Source organism: Bradyrhizobium sp. USDA 4516, from assembly GCF_054055915.1.
The window spans coordinates 1,534,695-1,560,867 of sequence record NZ_JBSRXT010000001.1; the positions used below are offsets into that span (position 1 = coordinate 1,534,695).

At 65.1% G+C, this 26,173-nt stretch carries 30 protein-coding genes; 14 read left to right on the top strand and 16 right to left on the bottom strand.

The annotated features are described in order from the left end of the window. Nucleotide 1: 1 nt before the first annotated feature. The 4 genes from fliG to flbD are packed head-to-tail and all read left to right on the top strand — an operon-like array spanning nt 2 to nt 3,521. Nucleotides 2-1,087, top strand: coding sequence for a flagellar motor switch protein FliG (gene fliG, locus ACVI1L_RS07185; protein ID WP_018273552.1), 1,086 nt, complete (start codon nt 2-4; stop codon nt 1,085-1,087). Next, on the top strand, nt 1,087-1,710 hold the full coding sequence (locus ACVI1L_RS07190) for a FliH/SctL family protein (protein WP_018273553.1): 624 nt from the start codon (nt 1,087-1,089) through the stop codon (nt 1,708-1,710). The genes fliG and ACVI1L_RS07190 overlap by 1 nt, the downstream gene beginning before the upstream one ends. Nucleotides 1,711-1,730: 20 nt before the next feature. Next, a complete protein-coding gene (gene fliN, locus ACVI1L_RS07195) occupies nt 1,731-2,081 on the top strand; it encodes a flagellar motor switch protein FliN (protein ID WP_028333458.1) in 351 nt (116 codons plus the stop codon). A 54-nt stretch (nt 2,082-2,135) separates the two neighbouring features. Continuing rightward, the gene (gene flbD, locus ACVI1L_RS07200; protein ID WP_456782581.1) at nt 2,136-3,521 is read left to right on the top strand and encodes a sigma-54-dependent transcriptional regulator FlbD; all 1,386 of its coding nucleotides are present in this window, start codon (nt 2,136-2,138) and stop codon (nt 3,519-3,521) included. Between the two features lie 39 nt (nt 3,522-3,560). Here flbD and ACVI1L_RS07205 read toward each other — a convergent pair whose 3' ends face one another. Next, complete coding sequence (locus ACVI1L_RS07205; protein ID WP_028333460.1) at nt 3,561-3,716, bottom strand: hypothetical protein; 156 nt, start codon at nt 3,714-3,716, stop codon at nt 3,561-3,563. A 169-nt stretch (nt 3,717-3,885) separates the two neighbouring features. On the opposite strand from ACVI1L_RS07205, the gene ACVI1L_RS07210 reads away from it, so the two are divergent. After that, a complete protein-coding gene (locus tag ACVI1L_RS07210) occupies nt 3,886-4,263 on the top strand; it encodes a hypothetical protein (RefSeq protein WP_016844337.1) in 378 nt (125 codons plus the stop codon). A 26-nt stretch (nt 4,264-4,289) separates the two neighbouring features. On the opposite strand, the gene ACVI1L_RS07215 is transcribed toward ACVI1L_RS07210, so the two are convergent. From ACVI1L_RS07215 to ACVI1L_RS07245, 7 genes are all read right to left on the bottom strand, one after another. Then, the gene (locus ACVI1L_RS07215) at nt 4,290-4,880 is read right to left on the bottom strand and encodes a flavin reductase family protein (protein WP_253625444.1); all 591 of its coding nucleotides are present in this window, start codon (nt 4,878-4,880) and stop codon (nt 4,290-4,292) included. A 7-nt stretch (nt 4,881-4,887) separates the two neighbouring features. Continuing rightward, nucleotides 4,888-5,727 (bottom strand): ATP-binding cassette domain-containing protein, encoded by an 840-nt coding sequence (locus tag ACVI1L_RS07220; RefSeq protein ID WP_438080284.1) that lies wholly within the window; start codon nt 5,725-5,727, stop codon nt 4,888-4,890. An 8-nt stretch (nt 5,728-5,735) separates the two neighbouring features. Next, complete coding sequence (locus tag ACVI1L_RS07225; RefSeq protein ID WP_057017321.1) at nt 5,736-6,482, bottom strand: ABC transporter permease subunit; 747 nt, start codon at nt 6,480-6,482, stop codon at nt 5,736-5,738. Between the two features lie 158 nt (nt 6,483-6,640). After that, entirely contained in the window at nt 6,641-7,822 is a 1,182-nt protein-coding gene (ssuD, locus tag ACVI1L_RS07230; protein WP_141342576.1) for an FMNH2-dependent alkanesulfonate monooxygenase, read from the bottom strand. Continuing rightward, on the bottom strand, nt 7,804-8,757 hold the full coding sequence (locus tag ACVI1L_RS07235) for a sulfonate ABC transporter substrate-binding protein (RefSeq protein ID WP_456782582.1): 954 nt from the start codon (nt 8,755-8,757) through the stop codon (nt 7,804-7,806). Before ACVI1L_RS07235 ends, ssuD begins: the two co-directional genes overlap by 19 nt. Nucleotides 8,758-8,797: 40 nt before the next feature. Further along, entirely contained in the window at nt 8,798-9,748 is a 951-nt protein-coding gene (locus ACVI1L_RS07240; RefSeq protein ID WP_456782583.1) for a sulfonate ABC transporter substrate-binding protein, read from the bottom strand. A 216-nt stretch (nt 9,749-9,964) separates the two neighbouring features. Continuing rightward, entirely contained in the window at nt 9,965-11,170 is a 1,206-nt protein-coding gene (locus ACVI1L_RS07245; RefSeq protein ID WP_456782584.1) for an LLM class flavin-dependent oxidoreductase, read from the bottom strand. 218 nt (nt 11,171-11,388) lie between these two features. Here ACVI1L_RS07245 and ACVI1L_RS07250 point away from each other — a divergent pair, with 218 nt between their 5' ends. The 5 genes from ACVI1L_RS07250 to ACVI1L_RS07270 all read left to right on the top strand — a co-directional run bounded on the left by ACVI1L_RS07250 (nt 11,389) and on the right by ACVI1L_RS07270 (nt 14,985). Beyond that, nucleotides 11,389-12,498, top strand: coding sequence for an ATP-dependent DNA helicase (locus tag ACVI1L_RS07250; protein ID WP_057017316.1), 1,110 nt, complete (start codon nt 11,389-11,391; stop codon nt 12,496-12,498). A gap of 366 nt (nt 12,499-12,864) precedes the next feature. Continuing rightward, nucleotides 12,865-13,581 (top strand): peptide-methionine (S)-S-oxide reductase MsrA, encoded by a 717-nt coding sequence (msrA, locus tag ACVI1L_RS07255; RefSeq protein WP_316397127.1) that lies wholly within the window; start codon nt 12,865-12,867, stop codon nt 13,579-13,581. Nucleotides 13,582-13,695: 114 nt separating this feature from the next. Then, complete coding sequence (msrB, locus tag ACVI1L_RS07260) at nt 13,696-14,109, top strand: peptide-methionine (R)-S-oxide reductase MsrB (protein WP_057017314.1); 414 nt, start codon at nt 13,696-13,698, stop codon at nt 14,107-14,109. Between the two features lie 196 nt (nt 14,110-14,305). Beyond that, the gene (locus ACVI1L_RS07265) at nt 14,306-14,470 is read left to right on the top strand and encodes a DUF3309 family protein (RefSeq protein ID WP_016844323.1); all 165 of its coding nucleotides are present in this window, start codon (nt 14,306-14,308) and stop codon (nt 14,468-14,470) included. A 224-nt stretch (nt 14,471-14,694) separates the two neighbouring features. Then, a complete protein-coding gene (locus tag ACVI1L_RS07270; RefSeq protein ID WP_016844322.1) occupies nt 14,695-14,985 on the top strand; it encodes a hypothetical protein in 291 nt (96 codons plus the stop codon). Nucleotides 14,986-15,047: 62 nt separating this feature from the next. Here the strand turns inward: ACVI1L_RS07270 and ACVI1L_RS07275 are convergent, their stop codons facing one another. From ACVI1L_RS07275 to ACVI1L_RS07295, 5 genes are all read right to left on the bottom strand, one after another. Further along, complete coding sequence (locus ACVI1L_RS07275; RefSeq protein WP_456782585.1) at nt 15,048-15,608, bottom strand: DUF4112 domain-containing protein; 561 nt, start codon at nt 15,606-15,608, stop codon at nt 15,048-15,050. Between the two features lie 93 nt (nt 15,609-15,701). Then, nucleotides 15,702-16,070 (bottom strand): Crp/Fnr family transcriptional regulator, encoded by a 369-nt coding sequence (locus ACVI1L_RS07280; protein ID WP_244558901.1) that lies wholly within the window; start codon nt 16,068-16,070, stop codon nt 15,702-15,704. A 378-nt stretch (nt 16,071-16,448) separates the two neighbouring features. Continuing rightward, on the bottom strand, nt 16,449-16,883 hold the full coding sequence (locus tag ACVI1L_RS07285) for a DUF5413 family protein (RefSeq protein ID WP_038382276.1): 435 nt from the start codon (nt 16,881-16,883) through the stop codon (nt 16,449-16,451). A 197-nt stretch (nt 16,884-17,080) separates the two neighbouring features. Then, complete coding sequence (locus tag ACVI1L_RS07290; RefSeq protein WP_456782586.1) at nt 17,081-18,631, bottom strand: hypothetical protein; 1,551 nt, start codon at nt 18,629-18,631, stop codon at nt 17,081-17,083. Nucleotides 18,632-18,666: 35 nt separating this feature from the next. Beyond that, nucleotides 18,667-19,959 carry an adenylosuccinate synthase gene (locus ACVI1L_RS07295; RefSeq protein WP_076829982.1) on the bottom strand — a complete coding sequence of 431 codons (1,293 nt, stop codon included), beginning with the start codon at nt 19,957-19,959 and terminating at the stop codon, nt 18,667-18,669. A 348-nt stretch (nt 19,960-20,307) separates the two neighbouring features. On the opposite strand from ACVI1L_RS07295, the gene ybaK reads away from it, so the two are divergent. Beyond that, a complete protein-coding gene (gene ybaK, locus ACVI1L_RS07300; RefSeq protein ID WP_028333475.1) occupies nt 20,308-20,790 on the top strand; it encodes a Cys-tRNA(Pro) deacylase in 483 nt (160 codons plus the stop codon). A gap of 85 nt (nt 20,791-20,875) precedes the next feature. Here ybaK and ACVI1L_RS07305 read toward each other — a convergent pair whose 3' ends face one another. The 3 genes from ACVI1L_RS07305 to ACVI1L_RS07315 are packed head-to-tail and all read right to left on the bottom strand — an operon-like array spanning nt 20,876 to nt 23,113. After that, a complete protein-coding gene (locus ACVI1L_RS07305) occupies nt 20,876-21,094 on the bottom strand; it encodes a hypothetical protein (protein WP_016842680.1) in 219 nt (72 codons plus the stop codon). A 38-nt stretch (nt 21,095-21,132) separates the two neighbouring features. Further along, entirely contained in the window at nt 21,133-22,497 is a 1,365-nt protein-coding gene (locus ACVI1L_RS07310; protein WP_253589087.1) for a cytochrome P450, read from the bottom strand. Beyond that, complete coding sequence (locus tag ACVI1L_RS07315) at nt 22,457-23,113, bottom strand: acyl-homoserine-lactone synthase (protein WP_456782587.1); 657 nt, start codon at nt 23,111-23,113, stop codon at nt 22,457-22,459. The genes ACVI1L_RS07310 and ACVI1L_RS07315 overlap by 41 nt, the downstream gene beginning before the upstream one ends. A gap of 81 nt (nt 23,114-23,194) precedes the next feature. Between ACVI1L_RS07315 and ACVI1L_RS07320 the strand changes: the two genes are divergently transcribed. From ACVI1L_RS07320 to ACVI1L_RS07330, 3 genes are all read left to right on the top strand, one after another. Then, a complete protein-coding gene (locus ACVI1L_RS07320) occupies nt 23,195-23,968 on the top strand; it encodes a helix-turn-helix transcriptional regulator (RefSeq protein WP_016842683.1) in 774 nt (257 codons plus the stop codon). Nucleotides 23,969-24,379: 411 nt separating this feature from the next. Continuing rightward, entirely contained in the window at nt 24,380-24,766 is a 387-nt protein-coding gene (locus ACVI1L_RS07325; RefSeq protein WP_253625436.1) for a hypothetical protein, read from the top strand. Nucleotides 24,767-24,984: 218 nt separating this feature from the next. Continuing rightward, a complete protein-coding gene (locus ACVI1L_RS07330) occupies nt 24,985-25,914 on the top strand; it encodes a DMT family transporter (protein WP_456782588.1) in 930 nt (309 codons plus the stop codon). Nucleotides 25,915-26,173 lie beyond the last annotated feature (259 nt).

Genomic DNA, 26,173 nt, shown 5'->3' on the forward strand with positions numbered 1-26,173 from the left:
CATGGCCGCCGTACCCCAGACCACCAACGCCAACGACATCGCCACCGTCCTCTCGACGCTGGCGAACCGGCAAAGCGCCCGGCCCAAGGGCAAGCCGCTGCCCGGCCCCAAGCGCGCGGCAATCCTGATGCTCGCGCTCGGCGAGCAGTATGGCGGCAAGATCTGGTCGATGCTCGACGACGAGGAAGTACGCGAGCTGTCGGTCCACATGTCGACCCTCGGCACCGTCGAGGCCGACGTGGTCGAGGACCTGATGCTGGAATTCGTCTCGCGGATGTCGGCCTCCGGCGCGCTGATGGGCAATTTCGACGCCACCGAACGGCTGCTGCAGCAATACCTGCCGGCCGAGCGCGTCTCCGGCATCATGGACGAGATCCGCGGCCCGGCCGGCCGCAACATGTGGGAGAAGCTCTCCAACGTGCAGGAAGAGGTGCTCGCCAACTACCTCAAGAACGAATACCCGCAGACCATCGCCGTGGTGCTGTCGAAGCTGAAGCCGGAGCACGCCGCGCGCGTGCTCGCGATCCTGCCCGAGGACATCGCCCTCGACGTGGTCGGCCGCATGCTGCGGATGGAAGCCGTGCAGAAGGAAGTCATCGAGCGCGTCGAGCAGACGCTGCGCACCGAGTTCATGTCGAACCTGTCGCAGACCCGCCGCCGCGACGCCCATGAGGTGATGGCCGAGATCTTCAACAATTTCGACCGCCAGACCGAGACCCGCTTCATCACCTCGCTGGAAGAGGAAAACCGCGAATCCGCCGAGCGCATCAAGGCGCTGATGTTCACCTTCGACGATTTGATCAAGCTCGATACCGCCTCGGCCCAGACGCTGATGCGCAACATCGACAAGGACAAGCTCGGCGTCGCGCTGAAGAGCGCCAACGAGGAGGTACGCAGCTTCTTCCTCGGCAACATGTCCTCGCGCGCCGGCAAGATGCTGATGGACGACATGGCCGCGATGGGCCCGGTGCGGCTGCGCGACGTCGACGAGGCCCAGGCGCTTCTGGTCAACCTCGCCAAGGATCTCGCCGCCCGCGGTGAGATCACGCTGACCAAGAACCGCGCCGACGACGAGCTGGTGTATTGATGGCCGCGCCCGCAAAATTCCTGTTCGACACGGATTTCTCGGCGCCGGACCGCGCACGCGAACGCGCGCCGACGCCGGCCGAGGTCGCGCAGAAGGTCGCCGACGCCGAGGCGCGGGCCTATCGCGCCGGCTACGAGGCCGCGCTGCGCGAGGCCAAGGTCGAGAGCGACCGCCGCGCCGCGCAGGCGTTGGAGGAGATCGGCACCGCGATCAAGGGCATCGCGGCGCGCTTCGCCGGCATCGAGACGCGGATGGAGACCGAGGCGGTGGACGTCGCGGTGGCGGTCGCCCGCAAGCTTTGTTCCGAGCTGATCGCGCGCGAGCCGCTCGGCGAGATCACCGCGCTGGTCTCCGACTGCTTCTCGCATCTGGTGGCGACGCCGCATCTCGTGGTCCGCATCAACGACGCGCTCTACGAGGCGGCGCATGACAATATCGAGCGGATGGCGGCGCATTCCGGCTTTCAGGGCCGGCTGGTGATCCTGGCCGAGCCGACGATTGCGACCGGCGACTGCCGGATCGAATGGGCCGATGGCGGCGTCGTGCTGGAACGCGCCGCGATCGAAGGCAAGATCAACGAACTCGTCGGGCGCTATCTGGCGTCCCGCGGCCAGGCCGGCTGAAGGCGATTGAGGGCTGAACCATGACCGACACCGACACCCAAGTCCCGCTTCCCGATCTCAACTCCGCCGACGCGCCCACCATCGACGACATCGGCTACAACGAAGACGAACATGCCGCGCGCATCGCGGCCGATCTCGAGGCCGTGTTCGACGTGCCGGTGCAGGTCTCGGCGGTGCTTGGCCGCTCCAAGATGGACGTCGGCGACCTCTTGAAGCTCGGACCGGGCACCGTGCTTGAGCTCGACCGCCGCGTCGGCGAGGCGATCGACATCTACGTCAACAACCGCCTGGTGGCGCGTGGCGAAGTGGTGCTGGTGGAAGACAAGCTCGGCGTGACCATGACCGAAATCATCAAGGCAGAACGCTCTTAACAACTCAGGCGGTCACGCGCGGGACCTGCGCGACCAGACGAACAGGAGATCATCATGCGGCTTCTCATCGTTGGCACCCTGAAGGGCCAGCTCACGACCGCGACCAAGATCGCGATGGACAACGGCGCCTCGGTGACCCACGCCGAGGCCGCCGAACAGGCGATGAACGTGCTGCGCGGCGGCAAGGGCGCCGACCTCCTGCTGGTCGATGTCGGCCTCGACATCCGCGACCTCGTGATGCGGCTCGAAGCCGAGCACATCCACGTGCCGATCGTCGCCTGCGGCATCTCCAACGACGCCCGCGCCGCGGTCGCCGCGATCCATGCCGGCGCCAAGGAATACATCCCGCTGCCGCCCGACCCCGAGCTGATCGCAGCGGTGCTGGCCGCGGTCGCCAATGACGCGCGCGATTTGATCTACCGCGACGAGGCGATGGGCCGGGTGATCAAGCTGGCGCAGCAGATCGCGGGCTCGGACGCCTCCGTCATGATCACCGGCGAGTCCGGCACCGGCAAGGAAGTGCTGGCGCGCTACGTCCATTCCCGCTCGGCCCGCGCCAAGCGGCCGTTCATCTCGATCAACTGCGCCGCGATCCCCGAGCACCTCCTTGAATCCGAGCTGTTCGGCCATGAGAAGGGCGCCTTCACCGGCGCGGTCGCCCGCCGCATCGGCAAGTTCGAGGAAGCGACCGGCGGCACGCTGCTGCTCGACGAAATCTCCGAGATGGACGTGCGGCTGCAGTCCAAGCTGCTGCGCGCGATCCAGGAGCGCGTGATCGACCGCGTCGGCGGCACCAAGCCGGTCCCGGTCGACATCCGCATCATCGCGACCTCGAACCGCAACCTCTCGGAGGCGGTGCGCGAAGGCACCTTCCGCGAGGACCTGCTGTTCCGCCTCAACGTCGTCAACCTGAAGATTCCGCCGCTACGCGACCGCCCGGCCGACATCCTCGAGCTGGCGCAGCATTTCGCCAGGAAATATGCCGAGGCCAACGGCATGCCGGTGCGTCCGATCTCGACTGATGCCCGCCGCGTCCTGACCGCGAACCGCTGGCAGGGCAACGTCCGCGAGCTCGAGAACACTATCCATCGCTCGGTCCTGATGGCGCAGGGCGACGAGATCGGCGCTGACGCGATCCTGACCCCCGACGGCGACCGCCTCGACCTTGCCAAGACCGCGCCCGCGGTCGCGCACGCTACGCTGGCCGCCGAGCAGGTCGCCCGCGCGCTGGTCGGCCGCACCGTCGCCGATGTCGAGCGCGACCTGATCCTGGAAACGCTGAAGCACTGCCTCGGCAACCGCACCCATGCCGCCAACATCCTCGGCATCTCGATCCGCACGCTGCGCAACAAGCTGAACGAATATGCCGACGGCGGCATCCCGATCACCCCGGCCGGCAATGGCGCGCCCGACTATCAGCGCATGGCGAACGCCGGCTGAGAAACCCTGGTGGCGGCAAGTCCCGCCGCTTGCCTCGCCTCACGAATAGCTGGGCGCGTCGGGCTTGCGGAAGATCCGGATCGGATCGCCCGGCGTGATGTCGCGGCCCGTGAACGTCACATAGGCATAGAGCGCGAGATAGGCGACGGCGATCGCACCGACGATGTAGAACAGCCAGGTTCCCACGCGCTTCATCCAACGATCACCTCTCCGAAACATCCGCGCCATTTAATGCGCCGATTGGGAAAGCGCCACGGCCAACGTGCCGCGCCGGCCTCGGCGCCGTTCATCCCTTGAATCTTGCGGCAGGTTGCCTTATTCAATCTCCTATTGCGGTTACATTATTAGACAACTGGAGAGTGATATGGCCCTTTATGCGCAGACCAGCGGCACCCTGTCCACGACCTCCGCGACTCTAACGCCGATGCAAGGCCTCAGCCTGACGATTCCGGAGGGCGTCGGCACCACCGCGATCATCACCCTTAACGTTCCGAATCCCTACGCCACGGGCAACGATATTCCGGGCGGCGTGTTCGGAGTCACCGTCAATGGCACGGTCTCGCCGGTCGTCGCAAGCTTCACCTATAACGAGACCCCGTCGAGCTTTGGCCGTATCCCGACCACACTCGTCGTTGGCATTCCGCTGGCCAATGCAGCTCAGACCGTCCAGGCTGTATGGGCTGGCGTCCGCGGCAGCAATGTGATCATCGACAGCCCGGCATCGCTGAGCGCAGTTTTCTAAAGTCCGATCCGGATAAGCACGGCGCGCTAACGCGGCCCTCGCACATGAACATGACGCGACGGCAGGCTGACCTCAGCCAGCCGTGCGGCGTCTTCCTCATGGTCGATCGCGACATACTCGCCGTGCCAATACACCAGCGCGGCGGTACGCTCGGACGCAATCACGTCGAGCACGCGGCCGATGACGATCACGTGCGAATGCCGTTCGATGGTCTCCTCGACCTCGCAATCAACCGCGGCAAGCGCGCCGACCAGCAGCGGGACGCCTGACGCGCGCGTCGTCCATTCGGCCCCGGTGAAGCGGTCCGCGCCCTTCAGGCCGCCCTTGCCGGTGAAGCGCTCGGCGATGTCGCGTTGATCCGCGGCCAGGATATTGACGCCGAATACGCCATGGCGTGCGATCAGCGGCCATGACGAGGCCGCGCGGTTGATGCTGACGATCAAGGACGGCGGCTCGACCGAGAGCGACGACACCGAGGTCACCGTCATTCCCGAGATATCCTTGGCCCGGCCGGCCGTGATCACGCTGACGCCGCCGGTGAGGTGACGCATCGCGCCGCGAAATTCGGCGGCCGCAACCGCGGGCTCGATCGAAACATTGCGGACGATGGAATTCATGGCGACCTCACAGACTGTCTTCGCTGCCTTCGAGCAGATGCTTCAGGATCTCGCCCTCCAGCGCAGCGAGTTCGGCCGACCCGCGCCGGCGCGGCCGCGGCAGGTCGATCGCGACGTCCTCGGCGATGCGGCCGTCCTCGATGACCAGCACGCGGTCGGCGAGCGCGACCGCCTCGGCGACGTCATGCGTCACCAGGATCGCGGTGAAGCCCTGGTCGCGCCAGACCCGTTCCAGCAATTGCTGCATCGAGATCCGCGTCAGCGCGTCGAGCGCGCCGAGCGGTTCGTCGAATGCCAGCACGCGGGGCTGGCTGACCAGCGCCCGCGCCAGGGCGACGCGCTGCTTCTGACCGCCCGACAGCACCGACGGCCACTGCGTGCGCTTGTCGCCGAGTCCGACCTCGACCAGTGCGCGCTCGGCGCGCGCCTGTGCGTCGGCGGAGGCACGCTCGCGCCCCAGCCCGACCTCGACATTGGACAGCACGCGCGCCCAGGGCAGCAGCCGCGGTTCCTGGAACATGACGCGGACATCCTGCGCTCGCGGCTGTTCGCCGAAGGCGATGGTTCCCGCCGTCGGCGCGTCGAGGCCGGCGATCAGACGCAGCAGCGTGCTCTTGCCGCAGCCGCTGCGGCCGACGATCGCGACGAACTGGCCGGCCGGGATGTGCAGGTCGATGCCGCGCAGCACCTCGTTGTCCCCGAACGCCTTGCGCAGGCCGCGGATAGTCAGCGACAGGCCGCGGGCCGCGCCTTCCGGCACGCGCCGCAACTGCCGCGCCTTCACGACGATCTCGGTGCGGTCGACCGGCTCGGCTTCAGCGGTTTCGAAACGAAGCGCTTCTTGCATTCTCATTCTCACTTCTTCTGGAAGGCGGGATGCCACGACAGGGTCAGCCGCTCCAGCGCCCGCGAGGCGCTGTCGGCGAGCTTGCCGAGCAAGGCGTAGATCAGGATCGAGAGCACGACGACGTCGATCAGCATGAACTCGCGCGCCTGCATCGCCATGTAGCCGAGGCCCGACGAGGCCGCGATGGTCTCGGCGACGATCAGGGTCAGCCACATGATGCCGAGCGCAAAGCGCAGGCCGACGAAGATCGAGGGCAGCGCGCCGGGAAAGATCACCCGGCGGAACAGCTCACCGTCGGTCATGCCGTAGATGCGGCCCATCTCGATCAGCTGCGGGTCGACGGTGCGGATGCCGTGCAGCGTGTTGAGATAGATCGGGAAGAACACGCCGAGCGCAACCAGGAACAGCTTGGCCGACTCGTCGATGCCGAACCACAGGATGACGAGCGGGATCAGCGCCAAATGCGGAATGTTGCGCACCATCTGCAAGGTGGTGTCGGTGAGCTTTGCCGACAGCTGCGACAGCCCGTTGGCGAGACCGAAGGCAAAGCCGATGCCGCCGCCGATCAAAAAGCCGATCGAGGCGCGCCAGAAGCTGACCCAGATGTTGCGGACCAGTTCGCCGGACAGCAGCAGCTTCCATCCCGCCACCGCGACGTCAGTCGGCGCCGGCAACACCCGCGAGGGCACGTAGCCGGTGACGCAGGCAAGCTGCCACACCAGCACGATCGCCAGCGGCACGATCCAGGGGATCAAGCCGTCGACCTTCGGGAGTTTCGGCGCGCTGGAGCTGTTTCCGTTCCGATGGGATCGGAACGGAGCTCCAGATTTTTGTTTTGACGCGTTTTCTTCACGCGAACCGGCATCCACTTCGCTCGAAAACGCTTTGCGGCGCGGGAGACTGTCGATGAGACTCATGATTGCGATGCCTGCTTCTGCGGACGGTAGTCGTTGCCGATAGTCTCGCCGAACGGCCCGGTGTTGACGCGGATCGGCGTCACGTTGCCGCCCTGCGCCAGCGACAACAGCGGGAACACCAATTCGGCGAAGCGATAGGCTTCCTCGAGATGCGGGTAGCCCGACATGATGAAGGTATCGACGCCGATCTCCTGATACTCCTTGATCCGCGCGGCGACGGTCTCGGGATCGCCGACCAGCGCGGTGCCGGCCCCGCCGCGCACCAGGCCGACGCCGGCCCACAGGTTCGGGCTGATCTCGAGCTGGTCGCGGCGGCCGCCATGGAGCTGCGCCATGCGCTGCTGGCCGACCGAATCCATCCGCGCAAAGATCTTTTGCGCTGCGGCCACCGTGTCGTCGGTGACGTACTGGATCAGCTCGTCGGCGGCGCGCCACGCCTCCGCGTTGGTCTCGCGCACGATCACATGCAGGCGGATGCCGAACGAGAGCTTGCGGCCGCGCTGCGCCGCCACCGCCTTCACCTTGGCGATCTTCTCGGCGACCTGCGCCGGCGGCTCGCCCCAGGTCAGATATTTGTCGACGGTGTCGACCGCGACGTCGATGCCGGCATCCGAGGAGCCGCCGAAATACAGCGGCGGCCGCGGCGACTGCACCGGATTGAACAGCAGGCGGCCGTCCTCGATCCTTATGTGCTTGCCTTCGACATTGACGGTCTTGCCCGCCAGCAGATCGCTGTAGACGTTGAGGAACTCGCGGGTCACCGCGTAGCGCTCGTCATGATCGAGGAAAATGCCGTCGCCCTTGTTCTCGATCGGATCGCCGCCGGTGACGACGTTGATCAGAAGGCGGCCGTTCGACAGCCGGTCCAGCGTCGCGGTCATCCGTGCGGCGACGCTCGGCGACTGCAGGCCGGGCCTCACCGCCACGAGATAGCGCAGGCGTTCGGTCCAGGGCGCGACGGCAGAGGCCACCACCCAGGAATCCTCGCAGCTCCGCCCGGTCGGCAGCAGCACGCCGTAATAGCCGAGCTGATCCGCGGCCTGCGCGATCTGGCGCAGATAATTGAAGTTCACCTCGCGGCCGCCGATCGACGTGCCGAGATAGCGGCTGTCGCCGTGGGTCGGCAGGAACCAGAGGATGTTGGCGTTGGTTGGGTTGCTCACGTGCCCGGCCTCCATGCGACGTCGGAAATCTTGATTTGTTTCGGGATCAGGCCGAGCGCGAAGAACGTGTCGGCGACCTGCTGCTGGTCCGCGACCACTGCATCGGTGACCGGCTTGATGCCGTAGGCCTGCCGCTTCAAGGCGACCTCGACCACCGGCACCGACAGGCCGATGCTCGGCGCCAGCTGCTCGGCAACGGCGTGGATATCGCCCTTGGCCCAGTCATCGACCTCGCTCAGCTGCGCCAGCACGAGCTCGACGATCTTCGGATCGGCCTGCAGGAATTTCTTCGAGGCGAAGTAGAACTGATAGTTCGCAACGATGCCGGTGCCGTCGGCGACGGTGCGGGCGCCGGTCGCAGCCTCCGCCGCGGCCTGGAACGGATCCCAGATCACCCAGGCATCGACCGCGCCGCGCTCGAACGCCGCGCGCGCATCGGCCGGCGCCAGGAACACCGACTCGATCTCGGAATATTTGACGCCGGCCTTCTCCAGCGCCTTCACCAGTAGATAGTGGACGTTGGAGCCCTTGTTCAGCGCGACCTTCTTGCCCTTCAGGTCAGCGACCGACTTGATCGCGCTGTCCTTCGGCACCAGGATCGCCTCGCCCTTCGGCGCCGGCGGCTCATAGGCGACATACTGGATCGGCGCGCCGGCGGCCTGCGCGAAGATCGGCGGCGCCTCGCCAGTGTTGCCGAAATCGATCGCGCCGACATTGAGCGCCTCGAGCAGCGGCGGCCCGGACGGAAACTCGGTCCACACCACCTTGGTGCCGACCGCCTTCAGCTTTTCCTCGAGCGAGCCCTTGCTCTTGAGCAGCACCAGCTTGCCGTATTTCTGGTAACCGATGCGGACGACCTTCTCCTGGCCGTAGGAGGCGCTGACGGTTGCGGCGACGATGCTGAGCGACAGCACCGCGCGAGCGACCCAGCGTCGAAATAAACGCGTCATGGGACTATCCTCTGCATTGAAATGACCAAACGCGCGCCGATCAGGTCTGGGGATTGCGCCAGACGATGTCGCGGATCGCGATCTGCTTCGGGATCAGGCCGAGCTTGAAGAAGCGGTCGGCGACGCCCTGCTGGGTCGCGATGATGTCGTCGGTCACGGGTCCGACCGAGAAGCCCGCCCGCTTCGCCGCGATGGTCTGGATATCGAGCGGCACGCCGGTGACGGCGGCGAGCGATTTGGCGACCTCATCGGGATGCGCCTGCGCCCATGCCGCGCTCGACGTCGTGACATCGACGATCTGCTGCAGGACCGCGCCGCGATTGCGGGCGAAGTCGCGGTTGGCGATGTAGAACGAATTGGTCTTGGTGATGTCGCGCGTCTTGACCAGAATGCGGCCGTTCTGCTTGGTCTCGGCGATCGCGAAATACGGATCCCAGATCGCCCAGGCATCTATGCCGCCATTGGCGAAGGCCGGCCCAGCGTCGGGCGGCGTCAGATAGACCGGCGTGATGTCGTCATAGGTGAGCCCGGCCTTCTCCAGCGTCTGGATCACGACGTTATGCGCGCTCGATCCCTTGGTGAAGCCGACGCGCTTGCCCTTGAGATCGGCGATTGACGCGATCGCCGAATTCTGCGGCACCAGGATGCCGGACCCGTTGATGATGGGCTGGGCCGCGGCATAAACGATGGCGGCGCCCGCGGCCTGCGCGAAGATCGGCGGGGAATCGCCGACCGCGCCGTAATCGACGCTGCCGACATTCATCGCTTCCATCATCGGCGGGCCCGAGGAGAACTCGATCCATTTCACGCCGATGCCCTGCGGCTTGAAATGATTTTCCAAGGCCTCGCGCTGGCGCGTGATAACGAGCACGCCGTTCTTCTGGTAGCCGATACGAATTTCCTTCGCGTCCGCCTGCGCCTGCGCGCCGCGTGACAGCGCAGCGGCAGCGGCTGTGACGAGCGACAGCTGGAGGAACTCACGGCGCTTCATTCCAAAACTCTCCTGACGATCAAGCGCGCTCTTCACCACGCGATCATACGATGTCAGGATGATGGGGCGCGCGAATGAAGCTGTCGAGCACCGCACAAAAATAGCGATGCCCGCACTTCGGTGCAGGCATCGCGCGTGCCGTTTCTTTTAAAGCTCCGAGCGCGTGTAGCGAATTATTTTCTTCACGCGATCGCGAGGCGGCTGCGCATTAATTGATCAGCCCGCAGCTGCTGCCTTCGAGCCGACATTGACAGCGAGTTTACCATAGCGGTCCGTGAACGCCTGGGTGTCGATCTCCTCGAGCTGGATCGAGCCATCGAGCACGCCCTTCTTCCAGGCATCGTGCTCGGGATCGTGCTGGAACTCCGGCATCACTTCTTTCGCGAACAGCTCCAGCGACTCGCAGATGTGCTCATGGATGTTCTTGCCGGCCTGGTTGAGCAGGATCACCTGATCGATATGCGAGGCGCGGAAGCGCCGCAGCTTCTTGCGCAAGGTCTCCGGCGAGCCGATCAGGCCGCCGCGCAGCGCGGCCTCCTGCGCCTCCGGATTGTCGCGCTTCCACTTGTTATACTCGTCCCACATGTTGACGGTGCCGGGCGCCGGCCGCTGCCGGTTCTGTGCCTGGCCGTAATAGCGCAGCGCGAACTGGAAGAAGGTCGCGCCGTCAGCGCGCCGGCGCGCCTCCTCGTCGGTCTTCGCGCACATGAAGAACGAGACCAGCGCCATGTTCGGATTGATCTCGTAGTCGGCCAGCTTCTTCAGCCGCTTGGTGATCGCGTTGTAATAGGCGTGCACCCAGGCATGCGCCGCCTCGGCACTGACGAACTGAAAGCCGAGCGCGCCAAATCCGTTCTGCCCGGCGCGTTCGATGGTCGGCAATTGCGAGCATGCCATCCAGAGCGGCGGATGCGGCTTCTGCACCGGCTTCGGCACGACATTGCGCAGCGGGATATCGAAATATTGTCCGTGATGCTCGGTGCCTACCTTGCTGAACATCGGAAAGATCGCCTGCACGGCTTCCTCGAACACCTCGCGCTTGGTCTCCATGTCGCGGCCGAACGGCGTCAGCTCGGTGATCGAGGCGCTCTCGCCCATGCCGAACTCACAGCGGCCGTTGCTCAGGAGATCGAGCACCGCGACCCGCTCGGCGACGCGGGCGGGATGATTGGTGGTGAGCTGGAAGATGCCGTGGCCGAGCCGGATGTTTTTGGTGCGCTGGCTCGCGGCGGCAAGGAAGGATTCCGGCGCCGGCGAGTGCGAATATTCCTCGAGGAAGTGGTGCTCCACGACCCAGGCGTAGTCGTAAGCGAGCCGGTCGGCGGTTTCCAATTGCGTCAGCGCGTTCTGGTAGAGCCTGAGCTCGTCGCCGTCGTTCCAGGGGCGCGGCAGTTGCAGCTCGTAAAAGATGCCGAATTTCATGGAGTCACTCCCAAGGTCGCTTCTTCGACCAATTATCGTGGTCTCGACCGCTTGTTGTTTTGGGGCAGTCTAGTGGCGCTCCGGATCAAGTCTAGCCTCGGGGGCGAAACCCCAATTCCGCGCAGCGGGAGACGGCTTGATCGGAACGCATGAATGTTTAGCTTGTGCTGGCCTGAGTCGCGGCGCTATCGGTCGCGCGCTCACTCTTCCGAAAGCCCATGACCACCTTCACGCCGCATCAGGACACTGCGCTGAAAGCCGTCGCCGACTGGCTGAAGGCCAAGCCCGGCCAGAACGGCACGCCGCCGGTGTTCCGCCTGTTCGGCTATGCCGGAACCGGCAAGACCACGCTCGCCCGCCACATCGCCGAAGGCGTCGACGGCGAGGTGAAGTTCGCGGCCTTCACCGGCAAGGCGGCGCTCGTCATGCGCAACAAGGGCTGCGACAGCGCCTCGACGATCCATTCCCTGATCTACCGCGCCCGCGAGTCCGGCGTCGAGCAGCCGAGCTTCGAGCTCTGGGACGACGCGCCGGCATCAAAGGCCAAGTTGATCGTGATCGACGAGTGCTCGATGGTCGATGCCGAGCTCGGCCGCGATCTGATGTCGTTCGACTGCCCGCTGCTGGTGCTCGGCGATCCCGCGCAATTGCCGCCGATCCAGGGCGGCGGCTTCTTCACCGATGCCGAGCCCGACGCGATGCTGACCGAGGTGCACCGCCAGGCGCAGGACGATCCGATCGTGCGGATGTCGATGGATATCCGCGAGGGTCGCGAGCTCGAGATCGGCCGCCATGGCGAGAGCGAGGTGGTGTCACGCAAGGAGCTCGATCCGGACCGCGTGATGAGCGCCGACCAGGTGCTGGTCGGCCGCAACAACACCCGCCGCGCCTACAACATGCGGGTGCGGCAGCGGCAGAACATCGAGGATCCGCTGCCGGTCGCCGGCGACAAGCTGGTCTGCCTGCGCAACAACCGCAAGAAGGGCCTGTTCAACGGCGGCCTGTGGCGGGTCAAGGCGCGCGCGCAGTCCAAATCCAGGATCATCACCATGCGCGTGATGCCGGACGAGGATTTCGGCTACAAGGTCACTAAGGTCTCGGTGCGCGGCGAGTGCTTCGACGGCGGCGTCGAAGGCGTGCCGTGGGAGCAGCGCAAGCCCTATGACGAGTTCGACTACGGCTACGTGCTGACCGTGCACAAGTCGCAGGGCTCGCAATGGGACGACGTCGTGCTGTTCGACGAGAGCTTTGCCTTCCAGGACTCGCGCGCGCGGTGGCTCTACACGGGGATCACGCGGGCGGCGAAGCGGCTGAGCGTGGTGGTGTGACGTGCCGCGCACTTGTAGACCCGTCATCCTGAGAGACCGTGAATGTATGACTCTCGATGACGCAACATACCCGATGTCGTCCCGGCGAAAGCCGGGACCCATAACCACCGAAGGTCATTGTTGCACGACGCTGGGGCCACAGCCTTCTAACAATTCAATCCTGTGGTTATGGTCCCGGCTTTCGCCGGGACGACGGGAGGAGAGATTGCGCTATATCCCCAGCATTTCCCTCACGAAACCGTGTGGCCGGCGCCGTAACAAAACGCCTCCTCGCCCGTATTTTGAAGCGTCGGAGCCACCCGGCCTGATTGGCCAATGCCGGCTCCCGCTCTAGACTGGCCCCACTTGCGATCCCACGAGGAACCCATGCCCAAAAGCTCCCTCAGCCGCCTCTCGCTGTGCGCCGCCGCGATCGGCGCGCTGGCCGTCACAGCTTTTGCCGTTGCGCCCTCGCTTGCCGCTGAGGACGCCGTGATCATCCCGGCGCCGGCCGCGAGCGCGCCGGAATCCGGCATCAAGACCGCAGTGCTGGCCGGCGGCTGCTTCTGGGGTGTGCAGGGCGTATTCCAGCACACCGCCGGCATCGTCAGCGCGGTGTCCGGCTACTCCGGCGGCAGCAAGGCAAGCGCCGATTACGAGAAGGTCTCGACCGGCACCACCGGCCATGCGGAATCGGTCGAGATCAAGTACGACCCGCAGAAGATCTCCTACGGCAAGATCCTGCAGATCTTCTTTTCCGTCGTGCACGACCCGACCCAGCTGAACCGGCAGGGCCCCGATTCCGGCACGCAATATCGCTCGGCGATCTTCACCACCAGCGACGAGCAGAAGAAGGTGGCGGACGCCTATATCGCCCAGCTCAACGCCGCCAAGGTCTACAAGAAGCCGATCGTCACGAAGGTCGGCGCGCTCGAGGCTTTCTATCCGGCGGAGGGCTACCACCAGGACTATCTGACGCTGCACCCGAACCAACCCTATATTGCCTATAACGACATCCCGAAGGTCGAGAACCTGAAGAAGATCTTCGCGGAGAACTACATCGAGAAGCCGACGCTGGTGGGCAGCACCAAGGTCACCAACTGAGGCGACGCTTCCCGTCATTGCGAGCGAAGCGAAGCAATCCATGCCGCGGCAAGCGGAAAGATGGATTGCTTCGTCGCTTCCCTCCTCGCAATGACAACCAACAAGGGAGTTTCCATGTCCGATACCAAGACCGACGGCAAGGTCCGCAAGAGTGAGGCCGAGTGGCGCAAGGAATTGACGCCGATGCAGTACGCCGTGCTGCGCGAGAAAGCGACCGAGCGGCCCTTCACCGGCGAATACGAGCATGATCCCCGCAAGGGCACCTATGTCTGCGCCGGCTGCGGGCAGACGCTGTTCGAATCCGACCAGAAGTTCGATTCCGGCTGCGGCTGGCCGAGCTTCTCCAAGCCCGCGGTCGAGAGCCATGTCGACGAGGAGCGCGACATGAGCCACGGCATGATCCGCACCGAGGTGCTGTGCTCGAAATGCGACGGCCATCTCGGCCACGTCTTCAACGACGGCCCCGGCCCGACCGGCCTGCGCTACTGCATCAACTCGGCGGCGCTGAAGCTCGACGAGAAGAAGTAACGGCGCCCACCACGCCGCGCCCCACGCGACCAGCAGGCCAGTCGCGTGGGGCTTTGTTTTGGCTCCGGCGCCCGGCAACATCCTCGTGATCGGCTGACGGCCTTAACGACTCGCAGGCCGGAATGTGCTTTGCTCGGTGTTCGCGGGGCCGTAGGCGTCTCGCCGTGCGGCTGCCGCCTGTTCTGAGGAGGGCGCCATGTCGCTTGGACTGATCCTCATCATCCTTTTGCTGATTATCCTGCTGGGCGGCTATAGCGGCCGAATTCGCGGCTATGGCTATGGCCTCGGCCACTCCGGAATGGGCCTTTTCGGGGTGATTTTGATCGTGGTCGCGATCCTGGCCTGGCTCGACAAGATTTGAGAGCCATAAGTTATTGAAACAAAATGACTTATCTGGCTGGTGCCGGTGCTATGCGCGGATTCAGCATGTGCCCTGTCAGGGGCTCTTCTGGGGTCGCATTTTTGTCAAAGAGGCCTATATTAGGGGTCGAAATGACATGTACGGCGCGCCGCCGATAATAGGCCGCCGTCCCCCAAAATCCCTTTCGCAACGCCAACTGAAAAGAACACAAGAGGTCGTCGACCATGCGTCCCCTGCGTCCGTTCAACTATAACACATCCGCCGAACTGTTCCCCGCCGCGATCCGCAAGAAGAAGCGGGCGGGTTTCGCCTACCGCCGTTTCGGCACCGCTGCCGAGGCCGTGCAGTTCGCGATGGAGCAGCTGCCGGCGGACTCGCTGAACGGCGCCTATCTCCAGGTCGAGGAAGCCCGTTTCGACCAGAACGGCATCCGCTCGCTCTATGAGAGCGAGGCTTTTCCGCTGCCGCGTCGTCCGCGCCCGGCCGCCAGCCAGACCGACGCTGACGCCGCATAAGCTTTCTGCTCTTCGCTCAACGAAAAGCCCTCGGATCGTTCCGGGGGCTTTTGTTTTTGAGGTCACAATCTCGGCTGGTTGTCGAGCCAGCGCCGCAGCATCCGCACATTGCGGATATTGGCGCGGAACATGACGTCGAAGGCATCGCCCGCCACCGGCACCATGCCGATCACGCCGTCGACGGCGACGTTGGCGAGCATCCGCGCAGTGATGTGCCAGGGCGCGCCCAGCAACCGGGCCTCGCGCACCAGCCATAGCGAGATCGCGGTGGTGATGATATCGCCGACCACCGGGATCAGGCCGATCAGCCCGTCGATGCCGTAGCGCACATTGGTGCCCGGCACGATGAAGGCGACGTCGAGCAACTTTGCGATCGTCTCCAGCCGCTGCAGCCGCTGCTCGCGAGTCAGATTGCCGAACGGGTTGGCGGTGGAGTTGCGGAAGTCGAACTGGAAGCCTTCCTGAAAGGCTCCCTGAAAACCTTGGAACTGCGGATGCAGCGGGCCATCGGCGAGTTCGCGCCCATCCTGGTCGATGACCTTGCCGCGCGCCTGCGCGCCGCCAAAGGGCGGCCGCGATCGCGCGGCGTGGGGCGTGAAGATGTCGTCCTCGGTCATGGCCATCACATGGTAACGCAGGCAGGCGGTTCAAGTTGCGTCACATTACCACTGTGTCACCTTCAAGGCCTGTTACCTCGAGGCTCTGCCGTGCTCGCTTCAGTAGACGCCCTTGTTCATCGTTCTGAGCCGCTGCGCCAGCGTCCTCATCACCTTCAGGGCAAAATGCGGCGTCTGGCTCACGAGGAAGAGAAACTGCTTTTCCGAGACCGGGACGAGTTCGACATCCGTGAGCGCCGTGGCGGTCGCACTCCTTGGCCCATTGTCGATCAACGCCATCTCGCCAAAGATCGTGTCAGGCGCGAGGTCCGCCATGGTCTTGTTGCCGACCTGAATGCGCACATAGCCGCTCTTGATCACGAAGAGCTCGTTGGCCTGCTCCCCCTCGCGAAAAATAATGCCGCCGGCTCGGACCAGGCGCGTTTCGATACTGTTGCCCGTCAGAAGGCTGAAGCTTGCATCTGCCACTCGAAATTCCTTTCCCCGAATCCGAAACGCAGATCCCGTACGTCCCGGTCGTCTGCAGCGACGGCTGAAATAAATGCGCGAACACAGAATGGAGCACGCCCGGGATCGGCATCGCCACTGCCCCGGGCGGCCGCGGGTCGCGAGGACGAACGCGGACATGACATTGGGACTACGTTTCCATGACGATGATATGACAGTTGTGTGAAGGTAGCCGGACCTCCCGCGTCTCGCGCGCTGATACGATTACTGCAAGGGGCGATCTATTCCGCGCCGGGCGTTGAGCGCGGCCCTTGTCCGATCGCGACGTGCTCATTTCGCGGTTGGGTCAGAAGTCGCCGAACGCGACTTCTGCTTTTCCCTTGGTACTGAGCACCTGCCCTAATGCTGGGAAGCCGGCTGCGCCGGCGCGTGCAGCTCTTCGGCATATTTGTGCGCCAGCCAGGACGTGATCACGCCTGGGATGAAGCCGACCATTCCGTACAGGATGAACTGCACCGCGCCGCTCTCGGAGCCGTGCGAGGCATAGGTCAGCGCCGCGCCGACGAACGCCACCGCGCCGACGAGCAGCATCCGCACCACCGGCGCGATCCGCTTCACGTGCATCAGGATGTCGTCGATCGCGCCGAACATCAGCGACGGCACGATGCCGAACAGATAATTGTATTGCAGCGACTTCACGAACACGACGAGCAGCTTGGTCACCTCGCCGCCACTGGTCTCGGTCCAGTAGCCGGACTGATAGGTGGTCATGAGCAGCAGCAGGAAGCCGCCGATGAACGGCCCGATGGCTGCGAAGATCAGATAGCGTTTCATGGCGTGCCCTTGCCCGACGTCAACCAAGTGTAACGCGGTCGCGCGACGGTTCTAGGGAAAAATCGAAAGTCGCGGCGATGTTCCGGAGCTCTGCACGTCGATGCGCTGCAACAGCCGCTGATCTTGCTGCGATACGGAATCGCCCGGACGAAGCCGGGCGACGACATTGCTGGCGACCGGGGCGAGAGCTAAGGCCGCTACTCACCCCACGCCGCGAACGCCTCGTTGAAGGCTCGCTCGCCGGGGGCGCCCTTCTCGATCGCGATGATGGCGCGGCGCTGGTTGGTGTAGACCAGCGGCACGTCGAACCACGAGCGCTCCTTCAGGAGCTGCAGATTGCGCGAGCGGTCGGCGTCGACATTGGAGAGGCCGACCAGGAAGAAGCCGTCGGTGACCTTGACGGCGAGCCCTGCCAGCGGCGTGCCGCGCGCCTGCTCGTTCGACTTCATCAGGATGCCCGGCACGTTGCCGACGCCGCCATTGGCGAAGTCCTGCGGCAGGATGAAGGTCAATTCCGCGGTATGGCTCGCCGGCAGCGATGAATCGGTGTTGCGGCGGAACGACATCGTCATCTTGAACTTGCGATCGGGGATGTCGATGTCGGCCCGCACGGCGATGTCGGGCTTCTGGTTGCCCGATCCCTTGACCTGCTCGGTGCGCCAGACCACCGAACCGACATACTGCTTGCCCTTCGGATCCGACGGATCCTCGTCATACAGCACCACGCGCTGCGCCACCGGGGCGACCGTCTCGCCCGACGACGAGGGCTGGCCGACGCGGTCGGTGATCTTCTTGCTCGCAGGCGTCGACGCGGCATCCTTCGGCGCCTCGACCGGGGCCGAGGATTTGAACAGGCTGCTGACGAGGGTCATGGCCTGCTGCCGGAACAGGATGCCGGTGCCGACCAGGATCAGCAGGATGCCGATCACGATCGCGGTCTTGAACGGGAACATCGAGCCGACGCGCGGCGGCTTCTTCGGCTCGCGCTCGCCGTTGCCGGCCCGCGACCGCTGCGGCGGCGGACCTTGCGGCGGCTGCGGGGTGTAGCGCTCGGCCTCCTCGATCGACTCGTCGTAGGAATACGGCGCCTCGGGATCGCCGCCGCGATTCTCAAGGCTCGGCTCGAGCCGATCGAATTCCGGCGAGGGCGACGGCACGTTGGCGTAGGTCTTGCGCGCGTTGCGGCTGGCTTGCGCCGCGGCACGGCCGAGATCGTCAGCATCGGCGGTGATGTCGCGGAAGCCGCGCACGCCCGGCGCGGCCGGCGGCACCGGCGGCGGCGCGCCTTCCGGACCGCGGCGGGGCGGGCCCGGTCGGGCCGGCGGCGCCTGGGTCTCGGGCGGGACCGGCGGGTTTTGCGGCCGCGGCGGGGCCGGCGGCGGCGCGTCGGGGCGCAGATTGCGCGGCGGACGGGGTTCGGCCGGGGGCCGCGGGCGCGCGGCAGTGTCGGCGGGACCGGGCTCGGGCGGCCGGGCATTGGCGCGGCTGCCGCGGACAGCGGCAGCGCCACCGGGACGCGAGGCCTCGCGGGCGCGCTGCGCGGCCTCGGACTCGACCTTGCGAACCGCCTCTTCCAGCGACAGCCGTTCGCGGGTGATCTCGGACTCGGAGAGCGGCGGCTGCACGCCGCGGAGCTGCTGGATCAACGCCGTTCGCGCCCGCGCATACAGCGCACGGCGGGCTTCGCCGGGGGCGTTGGGGTCCAATCCGGCGATGGCACGGGCGATCAGCGGGTAGTAGTCAGCCATTTCCACACAATTGGAGGGATATAGGTAATATCCCGTTAAGCCTCGAACGGATTCTGTACCAGAATAGTATCTTCACGCTCCGGGCTGGTGGATAGCAGGGCGATCGGACACCCCACCAGTTCCTCGACCCGGCGAACGTACTTGATGGCCTGGGCCGGCAGGTCCGCCCAGGACCGCGCATTGGCGGTCGGCTGTTTCCAGCCCTCGATGATCTCATAGATCGGCTCGACCCGGGCCTGCGCGCCCTCGCCCGCCGGCAGATGGTCGATTTCCTTGCCGTCGAGCTTGTAGCCGATGCAGACCTTGATGCTGTCGAACCCGTCGAGAATATCGAGCTTGGTCAGCGCCAGCCCGGCAATTCCGCAGGTGCGGACAGTCTGTCGCACCAGCATGGCATCGAACCAGCCGACCCGGCGCTTGCGCCCGGTATTGACGCCGAATTCCTTGCCGCGACGGCCGATTTCCTCGCCGATCTCGTCGTTCAGCTCGGTCGGGAACGGACCCTGGCCGACCCGGGTGGTGTAGGCCTTGCAGATGCCCAGCACATAGCCGACCGCGCCCGGGCCGAGGCCGGTGCCGGTCGCGGCCTGCGCCGCCACCGTGTTGGACGACGTCACATAGGGATAGGTGCCGTGGTCGACGTCGAGCAGCGCGCCCTGCGCGCCCTCGAACAGGATGCGCTTGCCCTCGCGGCGCTTGAGGTCCAGCAGCCGCCACACCGTCTCGGCATAGGGCAATAGCTTCGGCGCCATCGCCGACAGCTCGCTCAGGATGCTCTTGCCGTCGATCTCCGCGAGGTTGAGGCCGCGGCGCAGCGCATTGTGATGCGCCAGCAGGCGTTCGATCTTGTGCGGCAGGGTGTCGAGGTCGGCGAGGTCCATCAGGCGGATGGCGCGGCGGCCGACCTTGTCCTCATAGGCCGGGCCGATGCCGCGGCGGGTCGTGCCGATCGAGGTGATGGCGTTGGACGATTCGCGCAAGGCGTCGAGCTCGCGATGCAGCGGCAGGATCAGCGTGACGTTCTCGGCGATCCGCAGATTGTCCGGTCCGACCGCGACGCCCTGCCCCTTCAGCTTGGCGACTTCGTCGAGGAAGGCCTGCGGATCGAACACCACGCCATTGCCGATCACCGCGAGCTTGTTCGCCCGCAGCACGCCGGAGGGCAGCAGCGCCAGCTTGTAGGTCTCGCCATTGATCACGAGCGTATGGCCGGCATTGTGGCCGCCCTGGAAGCGCACGACGATGTCGGCCTGTTCCGACAGCCAGTCGACGATCTTGCCCTTCCCTTCGTCACCCCATTGGGCGCCGACGACGACAACATTGGCCATTGCGAAGATGTTCCCTTCAGGTGTTTCAGACCATGATCGCGGCGAAAACGCGTCCGCCCACAGCGACCTGCATTGATATGCCCAGCCTAAATCGCGGCGCCCGGCCGCGCGCACGCAAGGCGCCTACCGGATAAAGGAAGCGGCTCGGCTGCGCAAGCAAGAAGGGGCTCGTTTACGCCTTTTAGACGACCTACAACCCTTTGATATCCCCATTAAATTCCATGCTGCGCCCGGCTGCGCCGGGCTGGCGGGAATTTAATGTTACGGCAACGTGACGCCGGACCCTGCTGTGGATTGATCGCAGCTCCTATTACGGCGATCATTCACCTAGATTAACCGGCAGGGTCCATGCCCAATTCCACCCAAGCGACGATGGCGCTGCGCAAGCTCGGCATTGCCTTCAAGCTTCACACCTATGTCTACGATTCCAGCGCCGAGAGCATCGGGCTGCAGGCGGCCGAGGCGCTCGGCGTCGACCCGAATCGCATGCTCAAGACGCTGATGGCGGAGGTCGACGGCAAGCCGGTCTGCGCCGTGGTGCCGTCCGACTGCGAGGTCAGCATGAAGAAACTTGCCGCCGCCCTCGGCGGCAAGTCGGCCAGGATGATGCGCCCGGCCGATGCCGAGCGGCTGACCGGCTATCATGTCGGCGGCATCAGCCCGTTCGGCCAGAAGAAGAAGGTGCCGACCGCGATCGACGAGACCGCCCTCACCCACGTCACGGTCTTCGTCAATGGCGGCCAGCGCGGCCTGCAGATCGAGATCGATCCGAACGACGCCGCGCTTGCCGCCGGCGCCACGATGAAGGCGCTGGTGGCGACGCAAGACTGATCCTGCGCAAGACTGATCCTGCGCAAGGCTGAGCCTGCGCAAGACGGATCCTACGCAAGACCGATCCGAAGACCGGTCGCCGCGATCAATGCGAGGATTTGTCCCTCATAAACTCCGCTCCGACGAAGTCGGACAGACCGGATAATTCCTCCGCCGTAATATCGTTGACGTTGAGCCGCAGCTGCATGATCGCGAGGTCAAGCAGATGCGCGGCGAAGCTTGCGCCGGCCGCCCTCACGATGCTGCGCTGCTCGATCAAGACAGCGATGACGTCGCGCAAACTGCGCACTTGCACTTGATCCATGGCCCTTTGCCCGGCGCTGGCCGTTGTTAGCTGAGTTGTCATTGGGATACCGATTGTAGTGTGCTGATGGACGCCGCACCCACGGTTGGGATGTACGGCAGATGCTCGGCTTCGTCGCCGAGATGCGGGATGCGCGGGCGCATCTCGCGGATTTCGATGTCGATGGTCATCGGCGGGGGAATCAGCGTCACCGAGGCTTTCGGCCACGGCGCCGGATTCGGGCTGACGCCGGTGAAGCGATAGGCCGCGGCGATCTCGAGCGCGAGCAGTTGCAGCTCGAGCATCGCAACCCCCATCCCGGCGCAGGCGCGCGGACCGGCGCCGAACGGGATGTAGGCGTCGGTGTTGTAGCGCCGCGTCAGCAGGAAGCGGTCCGGATCCTCGAAATGCCTGCCATCGCGCTGCAGCTGCCAGGGGCAGATCAATAGCGAGGTGCCGACCTTGAGGTCGCGCCCGCCGATCGTCACCGGCTGCATCACCTCGCGCGAGAACCACCAGGCGCTGGGGTAGAGCCGGCAGACCTCCTTGACCAGCGTCGCGCTCAGATTGGCGCGCTTCACCGCGTCGAGTCGCAGCTCGCCGTCGTCGCCGAGGCACTCCGCCGCCTCGTCGGCGATCTCGTCCATCAGGGCGGGATCGGCAGCCATCTGGTAGAACATCCACGCCGCAGTCGAACCCGTGGTGTGATGGCCGGCCAGCAGCAATGTCAGGATCTCGTCCTCGAGATCGCGATCGGTCAGGCCGAGCGCCTCGAGATCGCGCAGCGCGCTGCTCGAGCCGGCCTTGCGGCGCAGGCGCTGCACCACCGTCGACATCGCAAGCTTGGCGCAGATCCGGTTCTTGCGCCGCCGATACCAGGCCACCGGACCGAACGGCAACGCGCGGAACATCTCTTCCGCAAGATCGTCCTCGATCGCGCCCACCGCCTGAACCAGGGCTTCCTCGTCGCCGGACGACATCACCTGGGAGCCGAAGATCGCGACGCAGATCGTCCGCAGCGCCAGCATCGCGGTGACATGGTGCGGATCGAACGATCCGAGCCGCGCCAGGCTGGCGCCGACCGCGCGGATCTCGGCGCACATATGCGGCAGGAATTTCTCGACGCTGCCCTTGGCCATGTGCTTCTGCAGCACCGCTCGGCGCCGCTTGTGCTCCTCGCCGCTCAGCATCAGCGAGCTGCGGCCGAGCACCGGCGTCAGCTTCTTGATCAGCTTGCCCTTTCCGATGTCGGTCTCCGGCGCCTTGAGGATCGGGCGCAGCAGATCGGGATCGTTCACCAGGAACACCGGCGCAGGACCGAGCTGCAACGGCACCAGCCCCAGCGCGGACTCGTTGCCGCGCGTCAGCAGCAGACGCAGCGGATCACGCTGGAATGCTCGAACGTCCGAGAACATGTGAAGCATCGTGGATCTCCAATTGCCGTCCAAGGTCGAGGAATTTGGTCAGGCCGGGATTGGCGGCGAGACCGAGCGGAATTTCTCCGGCTAGCGCCGTCAGCGGGCGGCCCATGCGATCATTGCCGATCACCTGCGGCGGGCCGTAGCGGCGGGTGCGGATGTCCATGCGGGTGAGAAAGCGCTCATAGGAGAGGTCGGCCAACGCGACGAGCGCCTTCGCTCCGCGCAGCTCGGCGAAGCGGAACATCAGCGCGTAGTTCACGCGTGCGGCCTGCGACCTCGCAACGTTCGGCAGCACGCCGAAACGGCTGATCTCCCAGGCATCGCGGCTGGTCGGGAAGCGACGCAGCGCAAGCTGCGGGAAGACCGACTTGGTAAGATAGGGATAATCGGTGCGGATAGCCCGGAAACCGCCGACGAGCTCGACGCCGGAGAACAACAGGCAGTGCTCGGTATACCAGCAGTCGAACTGATCGCGTTCGACATCCCCGACCGTGGTCAGAAGCCAGCCGCAATGGTCGACGAACAGGCGCTTGCGCAGCCGCAACATCGCCCCGACATGCGCCGGATCAAGCTTTTCCCTGGTAATGAGGGCGTGGTAGCCGTCCAATGAATGAAGCATTTGTCCCTTCCTCCAAATGCGGGAACATCTGGAACAAAAGGGGTTAACTGTGGTACCCCCTAAAACCGGGGGTTTTCGTCAATGGGCCTGGTAGACGCGATTTCGACCATCGAGGCGTCGGATACCATCGACGAGCTCAGCTCGTCATTGCATCGCGTTGTCCAGAATTACGGCTTCTCGGGCTTTGCCTTTGTCGATGCCGGCCGGCCCGACCTTGATCTGCCCTATCATATCGGCACATTTCCCGATGCCTGGAAGCGGGCGTATGTGCAGAACGAGTTCGTTCATGCCGATCCGGCGCTGGCGCGGTCACGACGCACCAACACGCCGTTCAGCTGGAGCAGCCTGAAGCTGCCGGAGCGAAGCGGACGCAAGCGACCGCCCGAGGTCAAGACGATGGATGCCGCCCGGGAGTTCGGATTCAAGGACGGCTTCGTCGTTCCCTTCCACTATCGCGACCGGCTCGGCGCGGTGCATTCGAGCTCGACGGTGTTCTTCTGGGAAGACGAGCCGCGCGACTTCGACAAGCTGTTCGTCTGCCATCGCCATGAACTGCATCTGTTGATGATCTATTGGGTGCAGCGGGCGATGGACATCGTCAACCGCGACCAGCGCAACGCGCCGACCATCCTCAAGCCCGCGGACGCCGCCGAAACCATCAAGCTCACCGGGCGGGAGAAGGAAGTGATCGCCTGGGCGGCGCGCGGCAAGACCGTGGCCGACACCGCGCAGATCCTCGGCATTTCGCCGGAGACGGTGGAAGGCTTCATCAAGCAGGCGCTGCGCAAGCTCGAGGCATCCAACAAGACCCATGGGGTGGCCAAGAGCATCGCGCTCGGAATCATCGATTTGTGAGCGGCGCCGCGCAGCCATGGCGGCGCTCCCGGGGCTGCCGCCATGCCGACCGCATCGCCCTGCCAGGACCAGACACCGCGATCTGTGGCGCGGTCACACATCCGGTTGGGTTCATCTTCCCGATCGCCCCCTGATTGCATTCGCGCACGGTCTTGATAATAAGGGCCGTCGCCGGATGACGCTGATGCGAGCATCCCAGACCAGGGTGCGCACTCCGGTGCTCGTCCGGCGCGACTGCCCGGCCGGCGTCGAGGCGCCGATCATCCTGCACGTTGCCCGGTACGGCAGGACCCGTTGTCCAGCCGATGATCCGTAGAAGTCCCATCGCGACGAACCGCCGGTTCATTTGCTACCAACTTTCGTAGCGGAAATGCTGTCCACGGACCTAGCTGGAGATGGTCTGAACGCATCATGAGCACGTCACAGGACGACCAGATCGACCAATTGGTGCAGGCGCGCTGGCGCGCAATCGGGCTGTCGCAGGCGGATCTCGCCGAGATCCTGTGCGCCGGCGCCTCTCTGCAAAAGAACGGCGTCGACGGCACGGTGAAGATCGATACCGGTCGCCTGGCGACCGTCGCCGAGATGCTCGGAATCGCCGCCGACATCCTCAACCGCCGGCCGGTCACGGCAGCGCCGGCGCAGGCCGGCCAGACGGCGGAATCGCTGCAGTCCCTGCTCGAACTGCGCATGCTGCGGGTGTTTCGCGACGTGCAGGACCCCGACACCAAGCGGATCCTGATCGAGCTCGCCGAGCAGATCGTCAAGCGCCAGACCACGCCGCCGGAGACCGGCTAGAGCCAAGCATTCGATTCCGTGCGCGACGGGCGCGGGGCTGGCCCGGCCAGGCGCCGTCAGGCTGCCTTGGTGAAGGGGTCTTCGCGCATGGTCGCGATGCGTCTATCCCCATTGATGGAATGACGAAATCCGTGTCTGTGATCCGAGCCGGGGAGATCCATACCGGCCCGGCGGTGCCAGCCGGGCAGGCCGCGGCGTCGTGAACCCGGGCCCTCTTTATGTCTGCCTCCGATTCCACCACATCAACGCCTGCGGCCGGCTCCTGGATCGCCAACCAGCCCTATCTGCTGCTCTGCATCACCGCGACGTGCTGGGCCGGCAATGCGATCGTCGGCCGCCTCGCCGCCGGCCACATTCCGCCGGTGACGCTGTCGTTCCTGCGCTGGTCGGCGGCATTCCTGATCATCCTGCCGTTTGCCTGGAAGCACCTCGTCCGCGACTGGCCGGTGATCCGCAACAATCTCGGCATCATGGTGCTGATGTCGATCACCGGCATCAGCGCCTTCAACACGCTGCAATACTGGGCGCTCGAGCACACCCAGGCGCTCAATACGCTGCTGCTGCAATCCGCGGTACCGCTGGTGGTCGCGCTGTGGTCGCTGATCCTGCTCGGCGCGCGGCTGACACTGGCGCAATTGTTCGGAGTGCTGCTGTCGCTCGCCGGCGTGCTGGTGATCCTGCTGCACGGTGATCTCACGACGCTGTCGAAAATCGAGTTCAACAAGGGCGATCTGATCTTCATCGTCGCATTGGTGATCTTCGCGCTGTATTCGGTGCTGACCCTGAAGCGGCCCAAGATCCACGGCCTGTCGGTCGCCGCCTTCACCTTCGGCTGCGGCGCGCTGGTCCTGATCCCGCTCTACATCTGGGAACTCGGCGCGCGCCCGGTGATGCAGCTCACGATCAACAATCTGCTGTCGCTGTTCTATGTCGCGGTGTTCCCCTCGACACTGGCCTATCTGTGCTTCAACCGCGGTGTGCAGCTGATCGGCGCCAACCGGGCCGCACCGTTCTTCCACATGGTTCCGGTGTTCGGCACCATCATGTCGATCGTGTTCATCGGCGAGCATCCGCAGGCCTTCCACTTCATCGGCTTCGCGCTGGTGCTGGCCGGCGTGTTCGCGGCATCGCGGAAGCAGAGCGCGTAATTCTCCTCTCCCTCTCCCCGTTCTTACGGGGAGAGGGTTGGGGTGAGGGGCTCGCTCCGCGAGGACGGCGAGAGACGAATGCGCGGAGACTCCCCTCACCCGGACCGCATTCCGCTGCGCTGCATGCGATCCTACCTCTAAGAGCGAGCTTCGCTCGTCTCGACCCCGCAAGCGGGGCGAGGTAAGGAAAGCCCGCGGTGACTATCGGCGGCAAATCCGCTATCTCTTGAGACCTGCTTCGCAGACGGGTTTTACGCAT